Origin of the sequence: Flavobacterium hibernum, from assembly GCF_000832125.1 — a bacterium.
Classification (GTDB): domain Bacteria; phylum Bacteroidota; class Bacteroidia; order Flavobacteriales; family Flavobacteriaceae; genus Flavobacterium; species Flavobacterium hibernum.
Genome location: NZ_JPRK01000023.1, coordinates 36,932 through 51,694 on the forward strand (window position 1 = coordinate 36,932; position 14,763 = coordinate 51,694).

Genomic DNA, 14,763 nt, shown 5'->3' on the forward strand with positions numbered 1-14,763 from the left:
AATTTATTGTATTTGCATTATTAATTTCTTTCCATTCGTTTTATTCTCTCTAAGTATAGTGTGCGCTTTTAGAACAGTTTCTACTTCCAAATTACCAATTACCTCAATATCTGGCGGAGTAATAACTTTTTGATTCAATAAAGAAGCTAATTCGCTTAATCCGTTTTTATAATAATCATATCTTTTTTCTTTCCCATATACATAGTTCGAGATATTCAAGATGGTTGCTCCTTTACTAAAAAGAATTTCACGAGAATCTGAAGTCGAAAAATTAGTTACGTCAACATAAGTTCCGTTAGCTTTTAAAAGTTTAGCGGCTACAACAGCAATTTCATTTCCAACCAAATCCACTACAAAATCAAAAGGTTTGTTGTTATTTAATGCCAAAGCCGTTTCGTAAACTGCAACATTTTTATAATTAATAATCTGCTCGTAGTTTATACCTATATGGAGCAACGACGCAATACTGCTCTCATTTCCGGCAGTAACAATTAGATTATGATATCCCTTTGCAAGTAATAATTTAAGAAGCATATTGCCTACTCCGCCAGCAGCTCCAGTTATAAAAATAGAATCATTTACCTTAGCATTCATTCTATTAATAGACTGCAAAGCCGTAAGTCCAACCGAAGGTATTCCTGCGGCTTGTTGCAAAGAAATTGTTGCAGGCAATTGCATAATAATTGTTTCAGGAACACAAATATATTCTGCGTACGTGCCATTTGAACCCATGCTTCCGGAACCGCAAAAAACAGCATCTCCTATTTTAAAACTAGTTACAGCATTACCAACCGCCGATACGATTCCAGAAAATTCCCGACCTAATATTGGCGAATGCAATAACTTGCGTTCCATAGCATTCTCCGTCATTTGATAATCTACGGGATTAAATCCTGAGGCACTTATTTTTACCTGTACCTCGTGGTTTTGAGGTTGTGGTACATTTATCTCTTCCAGATAAAATTCTCCATTTTGATGTAAAACGATTGCTTTCATTTTTATTCTTTTAGGAGTACTAAATTAGAATAGAAATCTCTTATTTTTGCTATAGGTTAACCCGAGGTAACCGGTTACCCAAGAGAAACTACTATGGCAAAAATTAACGATAATGGTACGCTTAGAGAAGCCAATTGCTCCGAAGAATTAATGGCAATGCGTGATAGTCTGGATGTTTTGGGCGGAAAATGGAAATTGATGATTTTGCGTTTCTTAACCAACAGAACACATCAAATTATTAATTTTAAGAAGATGCAACGCGAAATCGATGGTATTTCTGCTAAGATGCTAAGCAAGGAATTAAAAGAGCTCGAAACCAATTTACTAATTTCCAGAACAGAACAGCAGACACGACCAATTACGGTTGTATATGCTATTACTGAATACGGGAAATCTGTACTTCCGGTTACTGAAACTCTGGTACAATGGGGTTTGAGCCATCGCGAAAAAATAATCGAATCTATTAAATAAACGATCCAAAAAATTCATTAAACTGATTTTCTAAAATAAATGAGTTCTTTATGAGGTTCTTCACTAATGATTTCTTCAAAATCGAACGTCTTATAATTAAGAGATTGCAACACTTCGATTAAAGCGGCATCTATTGCAAGAACTTTTACCCAAATTAAATCATGTTTTCTTTGCGTTGCCACTTCTTCTGCACGTTTAAAAAGTGCTTCAGCTTCGTCTGGATTAAAGTAAACAATATGCTCGATACCAATTGCTTTATTGGCTCCAAGATTTTGATTTGAAAGTCTGGATGAATTCAGCTTCATAAAAGACAACGGATTATCTCCATCGTAAACCATTAACATTTCAACCGAAAAATCATTTTGGATTTTGAATAACTTTTGATGCGAAAGATATTCTTCAACATATTTTTTGCCTAATGCTTTTTGACCAAATAAATCAGAATAAAACTGAATGGCTTTATTTTCCATCCACACCACATTATCATTAATGATAACTACAAATTTTGCAACTTTAACCATGCTTTACTTTTTTAAGCAAAATTGGGCAGATTTTCATTTAAAGTAAAGAGCAAAATGTCGGCAACTTTGTTCATTAAGTCGGAAGTTTTTTTCGGTATTCTAAAGGAGAAATACCTTCACGATTTTTAAAAAACCGACCAAAAATAGACTGATTCAAAAAATTTAAAATGTCGCTTATTTGGTTAATTGTCAAATCTTTGTTCTGCAACAAAACTTTAGCCTCAAGAATCACAATATCATCAATCCAATTACTCGCCGTTTTTCCACTGTTCGTTTTAATAATTTCAGATAAATATTTACGGCTTACATTCAAAGAATCAGCATAATATTGTACAGATCTTTGACTTAAAAAATCTTTGAACAAAAGTTGTTTGAATCTTTCGAATATTGGATTCTGAACCTTTTCAGTAGAAAAGATTTGTTTAATTCCATCCAGTTCGTAAATCAATATATAAAGATAACTTCTTATAATAGCTGGTTTATGATTCGCATTTGAGGTAAAAACTTCTTTAATCAAATTAAAAACCTGTTCGAATTTCTTTGTTTCTTTTTGCTCCAGGTTAAATACATGCATTTGGCTATTTTCGAAAAACTCATATTGCGACAGAAAAAATATATTCGCCTGATTTTCGAGAAAAAACTGCTGCTTAAAAAATAGAATATCAAGTAAGATTTCGTCGCTATCTTTTGTAAAACTCCGAATCACCGAAGGGCTTAATGCAATAATTGCGGGAGCATGAATAACCGTTTTCTCCAATTGGGTTTGCATTACAATACTACCTTTTCTAAGAAACTCAACTGCATAACTTTCTGCTCTGTAAGGTTCACTAATATAAGGATGATCTTGCGCCTGAATATAAAAGTAATCCTCATCGTTCTCTACGCCCGAAAACAAACTTTTATGATGTGTAAGCGAATATGTCGAAATGGTATTCTTCAAACGTTTTTATTATTTAATCTATTCAAATATAGTTAAACCGTTTTTCGCATAACAAAAAATGGCGCCAAATAGCGCCATTTTATTTCATTCAGATTAAATCCTGAAAATTATTTCTTGTCAATTTTATACAATTTACCACCATCAGTAATAGCGTATAAAGCTCCGTCGACACCTTGAGTAATATCTCTAAACCTTTGATTTTCTGAAGCCAAAAGTCTTTCCTCTCCCACTACTTTATTATTCTCGATCGCAAGACGTACAATATGCATTCCGCTTAAAGCACCAATAAAAAGATTATTTTGCCATTCAGGAACACGATTACCGGTATAAAAAGTCATTCCGCTTGGCGAAACTACGGGATCCCAATAATAAACAGGCTGCTCCATACCATCTTGTTGCTGAATTCCTGCACCAATTTTTTCTCCGCTATATTCAATTCCGTACGTAATAATTGGCCAACCATAATTAGAACCGGGTTTTAAACGATTAATTTCGTCACCGCCACGTGGTCCGTGCTCGGCAAGCCAAATCTCTCCGTTATTTGGGTTAAGTGCCAATCCTTGCGGATTTCTGTGTCCGTAAGTATACAATTCCGGTAAAGCACCCGTTACACCAAATGAAGGATTTCCAGGTGCAGGTTGTCCGTCTTTCGTAATTCTGACCACTTTTCCTAAACCAGATGTTAGTGATTGTGCCAAAGGTCGCGTTTCAAGAACAGAACGCTCTCCTGTACTTACTACAAGATTTCCTGTTTTGTCAAAAAGTATACGACCACCGTAGTGAAGCGTACTTGCATTGGCAGGAATTGCACGATAAATTACTGTTGCGCCTTCTATCGTTTTCTCATCGTTTGATAATTTACCTTTTGCTACAGCAGTATTATTTCCGCCTCCAACTACTTCAGAGAAAACCCAATAAATCATTCGGTTCGTGGCAAATTCAGGATCCAGACATAAACCTAATAAACCTCCCTGACCCGCAGAGTTAACAGCAGGAATACCTGTAATTGGATTACTTACTACTCCAGCAACAGTAACAATGCGCATAGTACCCGTTTTTTGAGTAACCAATAAACGTCCGTCCGGAAGCGCCTTTATTCCCCACGGACTTGTGAGCGCACTTGTAATTACATCTGCCTGATAAGGTGTGGTTGTTTGAACACCATTTATACGAGTTTGTCCGGAAAAGGCAGGTTTATAAGTTGTATTTGCAGCAGTTCCTTCGACAGGATCCGTTACAGTTCCTGGATTAGTACCGGTTTCTTTGTCGTTTGAACAACTAAAGAATGCAAATAACAGACTTGGGAGAATAGCGATGTATTTTATTTTTCTCATGTTTAGTAGATTTAAAATTAATAGTTGGGCATTTAAATCAAATTTCTAAAATTATAATTAAAAAATTTTATACAATTTATCTCAAAAGTTATACAATTACTTGAATTATAAACAATTCTATGATCTGATTGTAGAAATTAAGCTTTGAGTGTTAGACTGAGTCTATTTCACTCTGTTCTAGCTAAACTTACTTGAAAGTACTTCAAATAGGAACGGGTCTTCGACTTCGCTCAGACTGACATGCAAGACTTTAAAAACATAATTGATCTAGTTTGTCAGGCTGAGCGAAGTCGAAGCCCACGTTTGTTAAATTATTTTGCAAGACTACGAATTCACTCAGTCTGACGTACAATACTAAAAAAAATAATTGATCTGGTTTGTCAGGCTGAGCGAAGTCGAAGCCCACGTTCCAATAGCAGCGCCTTCTCCCGAAGTTTCGGGACGCTCAGGGTGACATTATGTTTTAAAATATTTTATTTATAAATTAATTAAGCTCAAAAGATTTATAGAATAATTTAAAATCTTATATAAATATGATCTTGTTTAAACTTACCTAAATTTACGCATCTTAAAAATAAATGATGCAAAAATTCATTTCATAAAATAATTATCTATATTTGCAGTCATCAGATGATATGACAAATGAAAACCTTAATTCAAAAAAAATCTCTTGCTCAGGAAGTTGCTTCTAAAATAGAAGAGCAAATTGCATTGGGGTATTACAAAATCAACGAAAAACTTCCAATTGAGGCAGCTCTTATGGAAAGTTTTGGTGTGGGACGCTCTTCCATTAGAGAAGCGATGAAGATACTCGCCAATTCTGGTTTACTTCGCATTCAGCAAGGTGTTGGAACTTTTGTAGAGCAAATTAACAGCACTCAGGAACCGATGGACAAAAGACTGATGCGGGCAACTCTTCAGGATTTAGATGAGGTTAGGCAATTAATAGAATTAAAAATTGCTGAAAAAGCTGCGATTAACAGAACGGATGATGATATCCTTGTAATGAAACAGCATTTGGCGGACCGAATGAAAGCTGCCAACGAAGGTTTACTTGAAGAATGTGTCGAAGCGGATATTCAATTTCACATCGCAATTGCCGAGGCTTCTAAAAATGAAATTTTATCTGATTTATATAAATCTGTATCAAAGCATTTAAAAAAAGAGTTTCTGCATCTTTATCCTGACACCAGAGTATTTCAAGAAACGTATGATATACACGAACAACTTTTAACAAATATTATCGCAAAAGATCAAAAAGAAACCTGGAATACAGCCGCAAAAATCGTAGGACAGAGTAATTACTAATTTTTAACCAAATTCATCAGATGATCTGATTTTTTTTATTTTTATTATGGAGACAAATACAAGCTCAACAAACAACATTAACCATTCGAAACAGTTGGCACAACAAACTGTTTTTTCAATTTTATTTGCCATTAGTCTTTCGCATTTCATCAATGACTTATTACAAGCAGTTATTCCGGCAGTTTATCCTATTTTAAAAGATAAATTTAGTTTAACCTTTACCGAAATTGGATTAATTACCCTAACCTATCAACTTACAGCGTCAATTCTACAGCCCTTTATTGGTTTTTATACCGATAGAAAACCACGTCCATATTCATTGGCAATTGCGATGGCTTTTACATTAATTGGTTTAGCAGCGGTTTCTATCGCTTCTAGTTTTACAAATCTTTTATTTGCTGTAAGTTTAATTGGTATTGGATCGTCAATATTTCATCCGGAAGCTTCGAGAGTTGCGCATCTGGCCTCAGGAGGAAAAAAAGGATTAGCACAATCTATTTTTCAATTAGGAGGAAATGCAGGAAGTGCCGTTGGACCATTATTGGCAGCGTTAATTGTTGTTCCCTACGGACAGTTTAATATTATTTGGTTCTGTATTATTGCTGTTCTAGGAATTGTAATTCTTTCCAGAATTGCAAAATGGTATCAAGAACATTTAAATCTAAGAGCGTTAAATAAATCTACTGTTACAGAAGAGACTCATCATGCATTTTCTAAACAAAAAGTTATAATTTCATTGGGTATTTTATTGGTTCTAATATTTTCAAAATACTTTTATATGGCAAGTATGACAAGTTATTATACTTTTTATTTAATTGATAAATTCCATTTGTCAGTACAAGAATCTCAAGTTTATCTTTTTGCATTTCTTGGTGCAGTAGCAGCAGGAACTTTATTTGGCGGACCATTAGGAGATCGTTTTGGTCGAAAATATATCATCTGGATTTCGATTTTAGGAGTTGCTCCGTTTACTTTATTATTACCTTACGCCAACCTTTTCTGGACAAGTATCTTATCTGTACTTATTGGTTTAATTATATCATCGGCTTTTTCGGCAATTTTGGTTTATGCAACAGAACTTGTGCCTGGTAAAGTTGGTTTAATTGCTGGACTTTTCTTCGGATTGGCTTTTGGTATGGGCGGATTAGGTTCTGCTATTCTAGGAAAACTAGCCGATACTACTAGTATAGAATATGTTTTTAAAATTTGTTCTTTCTTACCTTTAATTGGGGTTTTAACTGGTTTTCTACCTAATATTGAAGGAAGAAAAAAGACTCAAAAAAGTTAAGTCAATACTTTACTAACTTCTAATAAAAAGCCTGATACGAAAAATTATTTTTCGCATCAGGCTTTTTAGCGTCTAAAAGTGACACAATTCTAAATAAAACATTTTACAGTAAAGTATAAGTGTAATTTTTACTCCAACATTAAAATTACGTTAGAATTGGCGTTTTCTTGACCAAATAAACTTGATTTACTAATATTAATTTTTACATTTGCGTTATTTTTATTTATTCTAAATAGAATTCTATTCTAAATTAAATCTATTACATTAAACAACCACAATAAACTCTCAAAAACAATAAATACCTAAATATGAAAAAGAATTTTTTTATCTCTTTAGCATTAGTCGCTTCTTTGTTTGTTAGTGCTCAGCAAAAAAACATCTTACTAGAACAATCTTTTTGGAAATCAGCACCAGACGTCAATACAATTAAAGCAGAAATTGAAAAAGGAAATAATCCTGCTCAGCCAAATGCGAACGCTTTTGACCCTACTGTTATTGCTATTAATAATGATGCTCCTTTAGCAAGTATCAAATTCTTGTTAGACCAACCGGGAAATCCACTTAATAAATCTACTCACGATAATCGTATTTATTTGCACTGGGCTGCTTATAGAGGAAATACAGAATTGGTTCAATATTTAATTTCTAAAGGTTCAGATATTAATCTTGAAGACAGCCATGGAACTACTCCACTTGCTTTTGCTGCTTCTAGCGGACAAACCAATACGGCTCTTTATGATGCTTTTTTTAAAGCTGGTATAGATCCTAAGAAAAAATACGCTGATGGCGCTAACTTATTGTTAATGGCAATCGCATCTGATAAAGATCTTACGCTTACTGATTATTTTATAACTAAAGGATTGTCTCTTAAAGACGTTGATGCTAACGGAAGTACGGCTTTTGATTATGCTGCAAGAACTGGAAACATCGCACTTTTAAAAAAGTTATTAGACAGAAAAGTAAAAGCTACAGATAATGCGCTTCTTATCGCTGCTCAAGGTTCACGTAGAGAAACTAATACGCTTGAAACGTACAAATATTTGGTTGAAGATGTAAAATTAAAACCTACAGCTACAAGCAAATCAGGAGATAATGTGCTTCATATTTTAGCAAATAAACCAAACCAAACTGAAATAATTAATTATTTCCTTGCAAAAGGTGTAGATGCAAATAAAGTAAACAATGACGGAAATACGCCGTTTATGATTGCTGCCGGAGCGAGAGAAAATGGTTCTTTAGAAAAATTACTTTCAGTAGCAAAAAACATCAATTTACAAAACCTTAAAGGAGAATCGGCATTGACAATGGCAGTACGATCAGGAACTCCAGAAGCAGTTTCAACTCTTTTAAGTAAAGGTGCAGATGTTAATGTTAAAGATAAAGACGGAAATAATTTAGGAGTTTATTTAGTACAATCTTACCGTCCTGCGGGTCGTGGAGAAAATGCTGCAAAAGATCCTTTTGATGCTAAAGTAAAATTACTTCAGGAAAAAGGATTAAATCTTGCTGCTGCTCAAAAAGACGGAAGTACTTTATACCACTTTGCTATTGCTAAAAACGACTTGACTTTATTGAAAAAACTAGCAAGTTTAAATATCGATGTTAATGCTAAAAACAAAGATGGTTTAACGGCTTTACACAAAGCTGCAATGGTTGCAAAAGATGATGCAATTTTGAAATACCTAATTTCTATTGGTGCCAAAAAAGACATTAATACTGAATTTGACGAAAGTGCTTATGCTTTGGCAAAAGAAAATGAGTCGTTAACTAAAAACAACATCTCTGTTGATTTTTTAAAATAATAATTAGAAATTGCCAAGGATTAGAAATAGTCTTTGGCAATCATACATTTCACTAAAAAACAATTATAATTCTCTATATGAAATCAATATTTAAAATAGCCCTTACAGGCGCATTAATCTGTCTTATCTCATTTCAATCTTCAGCGCAAAGCAAATACAAATGTATGCTTCAAATGTCTAATTACATGGGAGAAGGTGCTTATATCGTTGTTTCGTTAATTAGTCCTAAAGGAGATTACGAAAAAACACTTTATGTAATGGGCGACGATAAAAAATGGTACAAATCATTGAAAGAATGGAATAAATTTCAAACGTCAAAACCAGCAGATATCAGCGCAAAAACGGGTGCATCTGTAACAGGTGGAGACCGTAGCATTACTACAATCGAAATTGACGATTCTAAAATCAATAAAGGATACAAATTAAGATTTGAATCGGCAGTAGAAGATCAAAAATACTATGTTAGCGATCTTGAAATTCCTTTAACAACAGAAGGTTTAGCAGACAAAACAGAAGGTAAAGGTTATATTAGATACGTACGATTAAATAAAATCTAATACTTTATCATTCTTACCAAACTTTGACAAAGTTGCCACAGATTAAAAAGATTACACTGATTTTTTTGTACTCCAAAATAATCTTTTTAATCTGTAGCAAAAACATCGCAATTACATTTCAATAGATTACACTCAATGACTCTTTCTTTTTGGCGTTACACACACTTGGCTCTGGCTTTGTTCTCTTCTTTATTTTTAATATTAGCATCTGTAACCGGAATTATTCTGGCAGTTGATGCCATGCAAGAAAAAACACTTCCGTACCGAGTAGAAAATTTCGACAAAATAAATTTGGGTGAAACCTTAACCGTTCTCAAAAAAAACTATCCTGAAATAACTGAATTAAGTGTCGATAATAATAAGTTTGTAACCTTACAAGCAATCGATGACGACGGGAATGACATCAATTCTTATATTGATCCAAAAACCGGAAAAAAACTGGGTACACCCATTAAAAAAAGCGAATTTATTCAATGGGTAACCGGTTTACATCGTTCATTATTTCTACATGAAACAGGCCGTTTTTTGGTTGGCGTTATTTCCTTTTTATTACTATTAATTGCTATTTCGGGATTTGCTTTGGTTTTGAACCGACAAAGAGGAATTCGCAATTTTTTCTCTAAAGTAATCAAAGAGTATTTTGCACAATATTATCACGTAGTTTTAGGAAGACTAGCTCTTATTCCTATTTTGATTATCGCGCTTTCCGGTACTTATTTATCATTGGAGAGATTTAACTTTTTCATGGGTAAAGAAAAAGAGAAAAAGGAAAAAACTGAAACTGTAGAAGCTCCAAAAGGAAAAACAACTTCAATCTTTGCCACTACTCTTTTGGCTGATGTAAAAAAAATAGAATTCCCTTTTACAGATGATCCCGAAGAATATTACATTATTCAATTAAAAGACAAAGAAATCGAGGTTAATCAGGTTACAGGAGCAATTGTTACTGAAAAACGTACTGCAATGACCGTTCAATTATCAGATTTAAGTCTTGATCTACACACCGGAAGAGCAAATGGAATTTGGGCTTTTATCCTGGCAATTGCAAGTATTAATATTCTCTTTTTTATCTATTCTGGTTTTGCAATTACTTTAAAAAGAAGAGCAAGCCGTATTAAAAACAAATTCAAAGCCAATGAAAGCGAATTTATTTTGCTTGTAGGCTCAGAGAACGGAAGTTCGCTTCGATTTGCCAATGCAATTTTGAAACAATTAATTACCAACGGACAAAAAGCTTTTGTTTGCGAATTGAACCGTTTTACCGCTTTTCCAAAGGCAAAACATATTATTGTTTTCTCCTCTACTCACGGATTAGGAGATGCGCCGTCTAACGGAAATAAATTTATTTCACTTTTAAAACCTGATGGTCAACAACAAAAAATTAATTATTCTGTAGTTGGCTTTGGTTCAAAAGCTTATCCTGATTTTTGTGGTTTTGCATATCAAATTGATACAGCATTAGACAATCAAAATTGGACAGAACGTTTCTTAGACGTACAAACTGTAAACGATAAATCGGCTGAGGAATTTGTAAATTGGATAAAATTATGGAGTGCCAAAACAGGAATTCCATTATCTACCACTCCATCATTGTACAACCACGTTCCAAAAGGTTTACAGAAATTAATGGTCTTGAATAAAACACTAATTTCTGAAACGGAACAAACTTTTATTGTGACGCTAAGAGCTAACATGAGAGCAAAATTCAATTCGGGAGATTTACTTGCCATTTATCCGGCAAACGACACCAGAGAACGCCTCTACTCTATTGGAAATCATTCCGGAAATATCCAATTGGTTGTAAAATTACATCCGCATGGTATAGGTTCTGAGTTTTTAAACAATCTGATTCCCGGAAATGTTATTAAAGCAAGAATCATCAATAATAAAGCATTTCATTTTCCTGAAAAAGCATCAAAAGTTGCGCTAATTTCAAACGGAACCGGTATTGCTCCTTTTCTTGGAATGATTGAGCAAAATAAAACTAAAACAGAAACTCATTTGTATGCTGGGTTTAGAATGGAAACAGAAACCGTTTTAGGTTATAAAGAGTTTACATCAGAAATGATGGAGAAGCAAAAACTTCAAAGTTTTCATTTGGCTTTATCACGACAAGCAGAACATTTTTATGTAATGGATTTGATTAAACGTGATGCCGCATTTTTTATCGATTTATTGAAACAAGGTGGCGTAATCATGATTTGCGGATCATTGGCAATGCAAAAAGATGTTGAGTCAATTCTTGATCATTTATGTTTAGAAAACGAAACCAAAAGCATTTTAGAGTATAAAAACAATGGTCAGTTATTAACGGATTGTTACTAATTTTAGATTGAAGATTATAGATTTTAGATTGGAATAAGAATCTGCATAATCTGCGAGAGAAAAAACGACACCCAAAAAGTTAAAAAAATTATGTCACTTCAAAAATTAACTCTTAAACTCTTATTCATTTTTGTAATAATGTGCAGCTTATCAAGTAACGCACAAGTTTTACGAAAAAGAACGACTTTGCTTATGGGAGGACGTTTTGACATAACCATTGTTGCAAAAGATTCACTTTCGGCAGAACAAAATATCGATGAGGTAATTGCCGAAATCACACGAATTGAAAATCTAATATCCGATTGGAAATCAACTTCTCAAGTTTCTGAAGTCAATCAGAATGCAGGAATTAAACCTGTAAAAGTAGATCGTGAAGTTTTTGAATTAGCACAAAGAGCAATACAGTTTTCTGAAGCTACAAAAGGTGGTTTTGACGTAAGCTTTGCGGCAATGGACAGAATCTGGAAATTTGATGGTTCGATGACCGAAATGCCTTCGGCGGAAGCCATCAAAAAATCTGTCGAAAAAGTAGGCTATAAAAATATCATTTTAGATTCTGTACAATCGACTATTTTCCTAAAATTAAAAGGAATGAAAATTGGATTTGGTGCTTTGGGCGAAGGATATGCAACAGATAAATGCCGAAATATGATGCTGGCAAAAGGCATTAAAGCCGGAATCGTTAACGGATCCGGAGATATGACGGCTTGGGGAAAACAACCTAACGGCAAAGACTGGAATATTGGAATGACAAATCCTTTTCATCCTGATGATTTGTTTGCTGTAGTTCCTTTAAACAATGGAGCCGTAACAACATCTGGAAGTTATGAAAAGTTTGTTGTTTTTAACGGAAAACGATATTCGCACATTATTAATCCTGCAACAGGCTACCCTGTCACAGGTTTATGCAGCGTATCTGTTTTTGGTCCAAATGCCGAAACTGCAAATGGTTTAAGCACTTCGCTTATGGTTTTAGGACAAACTCAAGGTTTGCTTTTACTTAAAAAATATCCCGAATACAGTTGTGTAATGATTACCGATAACGGAAAATTGGTGAAGTCAAAAAACTTTAAAATCAAGAAATTCAAAGCTAAACTTTAATCCTTTTATTGATACAATTTTTCGAATGAAAAATCAGGATTAAGCATTTTTTCCTCATTCAAAGATGTTTCAAGTTGAGCCTCTTTTGCATACACAAACATTCTGTCTTCATAGTCTTTAATCGCTTCTTCAATGGTTCTGAACTTATCATTTGTAAGATTTTCAGACAAAATCAAAGCATCCATTAATCCAGTATTTACACCTTGTCCGGCAAAAGGCGGCATAATGTGCGCGGCATCTCCAATAAGTGTTATAGGCAATAGTCGATTGGTTTTCCAAGATGTATCTAGTGTTATTTTTCTTGTTTTCCATGCCACAAATGATGCTGTCGAACGAAATAAATCCTTATAAGATTCACTCCAATCTGAAAATCTACTCAATAAAAAGGATTTAATGTTTTCTGTATTTCCAAAATCCAATCCCAATGCTTCCTGATCTTTCAGAATAACGCTATAACTCAAAACACTTCCGTTCTTTGGGTTTGCAACAAGTAAATTACCGTCTTTTGCCACCATCAAGATGTTATGGTTACACAATTGGTAAAAATCCTGACATGACGTTTCAGCCTCAATTACGTCGCCTTGCAAAATAAGCGTTCCGGTGTATTCAATCTCAGCATCAGTAACATATTTTCTGGCCTTAGACATTCCGCCATTGGCAACAATAACGAAATCAGCAATTGCTGTAAATTCATTATCAAAATGCAAAATCCACTTTCCGTTGTCTTCTCTAAAATCTTTAAATTTTCTGTCCCAAACAACCGTATCTTTTTCGAGGCTTTTAAGTAAAAGTTGTCGTAAATCGTTTCTGTTAATTTCAGGATTATCATATTGATTTACGATTGTAGTTTCTTTAGAAAACAAAATTTCGGCCTGATCGTTAGCCACAATTCTTCCCATAGGCGTCGCCATTTCATAATAACGTTCCAGCAATCCAGCCTTTTTCATAGCTTCTTGTCCAGAACCTTTATGCAAATCGAGTGTTCCTCCCGTAATTCTTGTTTGAGCGTTTTTGTCTCTTTCGTAAACCGTTACCTCGATTCCATTTTGTTGTAGTAATCTTGCCATTGTTAGACCAACTGGTCCTGCTCCAATAATGGCAATCTTTTTATTTTTTAATAACATTATTTATACGTTTCATTTTGAAGTACAAAATTCTACAATGCTATTCGTTTAAGATTGTATAAATGCGACAAAATCAATGTTTGAAATTTCCTTTTTTGTCTTTCTTGCAAATGCCGCGGGCGTTGTGCCACTATAACGTTTAAATTCTCTGCTTAAATGAGATTGATCTGTATAGCCCAATTCATGAGCCAAAGCTGATATATTCAAATCAGTATTCAGTAACAATTGATTACGTACTTGCTCAAAACGCATTAAACCCGAAACATCTTTTACGGTATAACCAGACGATTGTTTAAAATTGCGTTCTAGCGTACGAATCGTTGCGTGTGCAGCATTTGCTACCTGACTTACTGGTAACGTTCCGCCAGACTCTCGCATGGCAAGTCCGGCTTTATATAGCATACTATCGCTCGAAATTTGAGATTTAAGGTTCAAAAAACATTCCTTTACAACATCAATTGCTTCATCGATTTTACTCGCTTCAATCAATTCATTTAATACCATTTGAAGTTTCCCTATTGGATGATCAAATATTTGTAATCCTGCTTTTCCAGATGGCAATCCAAGCAAATCAAATACCGCCCAGGGAAAACATCTGATGCCAATAATTTCTAAGCCTTTATCTGCCTTTATAGTAAAGGGCTGATTAAGCAAACCCATAATAAATGGCGACGACAAAATTTGAAAATCTCCATTGTAAGAAATACTCAATTCACTTCCAAAATAAAAAATAATTTCGGCATAACTATCCGGCAAAACCTCCAAACTCAACTGTTCCTTTTCGGGATTTCTTTTCTCGTACCAAAAGCACTTTATTACATCTTGTAATTCTTCGGGAGGATCAAATTCGTTATGGAGTATTTTGTGTGAAAGCATAATCGAGGTAAATTGAATTTTGGTCTCTAAAAAAAGTAATCTCAGACAATTTTAAACTGTGTTCTTAAAGCTAAAACTTCATCTATATAAAAACACTCTTTCATTAAACTACTAAATGTA

Annotated in this window: 13 protein-coding genes; 7 read left to right on the top strand and 6 right to left on the bottom strand. The window is 34.0% G+C overall.

Annotated elements, in window-relative coordinates; all coding sequences use genetic code 11:
* Positions 1-3: 3 nt before the first annotated feature.
* Positions 4-996 carry a quinone oxidoreductase family protein gene (locus IW18_RS20965; protein ID WP_041520155.1) on the bottom strand — a complete coding sequence of 331 codons (993 nt, stop codon included), beginning with the start codon at positions 994-996 and terminating at the stop codon, positions 4-6.
* 93 nt (positions 997-1,089) lie between these two features.
* Here IW18_RS20965 and IW18_RS20970 point away from each other — a divergent pair, with 93 nt between their 5' ends.
* Positions 1,090-1,467: a winged helix-turn-helix transcriptional regulator gene (locus IW18_RS20970; protein ID WP_041520156.1), complete on the top strand. Its 378-nt coding sequence runs from the start codon at positions 1,090-1,092 to the stop codon at positions 1,465-1,467.
* A 17-nt stretch (positions 1,468-1,484) separates the two neighbouring features.
* Here the strand turns inward: IW18_RS20970 and IW18_RS20975 are convergent, their stop codons facing one another.
* From IW18_RS20975 to IW18_RS20985, 3 genes are all read right to left on the bottom strand, one after another.
* The gene (locus tag IW18_RS20975; RefSeq protein WP_041520157.1) at positions 1,485-1,988 is read right to left on the bottom strand and encodes a hypothetical protein; all 504 of its coding nucleotides are present in this window, start codon (positions 1,986-1,988) and stop codon (positions 1,485-1,487) included.
* 73 nt (positions 1,989-2,061) lie between these two features.
* Positions 2,062-2,928: a helix-turn-helix domain-containing protein gene (locus IW18_RS20980; protein ID WP_041520158.1), complete on the bottom strand. Its 867-nt coding sequence runs from the start codon at positions 2,926-2,928 to the stop codon at positions 2,062-2,064.
* A 107-nt stretch (positions 2,929-3,035) separates the two neighbouring features.
* On the bottom strand, positions 3,036-4,262 hold the full coding sequence (locus IW18_RS20985) for a PQQ-dependent sugar dehydrogenase (RefSeq protein WP_041520159.1): 1,227 nt from the start codon (positions 4,260-4,262) through the stop codon (positions 3,036-3,038).
* Positions 4,263-4,904: 642 nt separating this feature from the next.
* Here IW18_RS20985 and IW18_RS20990 point away from each other — a divergent pair.
* From IW18_RS20990 to IW18_RS21015, 6 genes are all read left to right on the top strand, one after another.
* On the top strand, positions 4,905-5,570 hold the full coding sequence (locus IW18_RS20990; RefSeq protein ID WP_041520160.1) for a FadR/GntR family transcriptional regulator: 666 nt from the start codon (positions 4,905-4,907) through the stop codon (positions 5,568-5,570).
* Between the two features lie 46 nt (positions 5,571-5,616).
* Positions 5,617-6,858: an MFS transporter gene (locus IW18_RS20995; protein ID WP_041520161.1), complete on the top strand. Its 1,242-nt coding sequence runs from the start codon at positions 5,617-5,619 to the stop codon at positions 6,856-6,858.
* A gap of 308 nt (positions 6,859-7,166) precedes the next feature.
* The gene (locus tag IW18_RS21000; RefSeq protein ID WP_041520162.1) at positions 7,167-8,660 is read left to right on the top strand and encodes an ankyrin repeat domain-containing protein; all 1,494 of its coding nucleotides are present in this window, start codon (positions 7,167-7,169) and stop codon (positions 8,658-8,660) included.
* A 77-nt stretch (positions 8,661-8,737) separates the two neighbouring features.
* Positions 8,738-9,217: a DUF2271 domain-containing protein gene (locus tag IW18_RS21005; RefSeq protein ID WP_041520163.1), complete on the top strand. Its 480-nt coding sequence runs from the start codon at positions 8,738-8,740 to the stop codon at positions 9,215-9,217.
* A gap of 135 nt (positions 9,218-9,352) precedes the next feature.
* The gene (locus tag IW18_RS21010) at positions 9,353-11,542 is read left to right on the top strand and encodes a PepSY domain-containing protein (protein WP_041520164.1); all 2,190 of its coding nucleotides are present in this window, start codon (positions 9,353-9,355) and stop codon (positions 11,540-11,542) included.
* Positions 11,543-11,632: 90 nt separating this feature from the next.
* Entirely contained in the window at positions 11,633-12,643 is a 1,011-nt protein-coding gene (locus IW18_RS21015) for an FAD:protein FMN transferase (protein WP_041520165.1), read from the top strand.
* 5 nt (positions 12,644-12,648) lie between these two features.
* Here IW18_RS21015 and IW18_RS21020 read toward each other — a convergent pair whose 3' ends face one another.
* Together IW18_RS21020 and IW18_RS21025 are read right to left on the bottom strand one after the other, a co-directional pair.
* A complete protein-coding gene (locus IW18_RS21020) occupies positions 12,649-13,767 on the bottom strand; it encodes an FAD-dependent oxidoreductase (RefSeq protein ID WP_089081907.1) in 1,119 nt (372 codons plus the stop codon).
* Between the two features lie 48 nt (positions 13,768-13,815).
* Positions 13,816-14,643, bottom strand: coding sequence for an AraC family transcriptional regulator (locus IW18_RS21025; RefSeq protein ID WP_041520167.1), 828 nt, complete (start codon positions 14,641-14,643; stop codon positions 13,816-13,818).
* Positions 14,644-14,763: the final 120 nt, after the last annotated feature.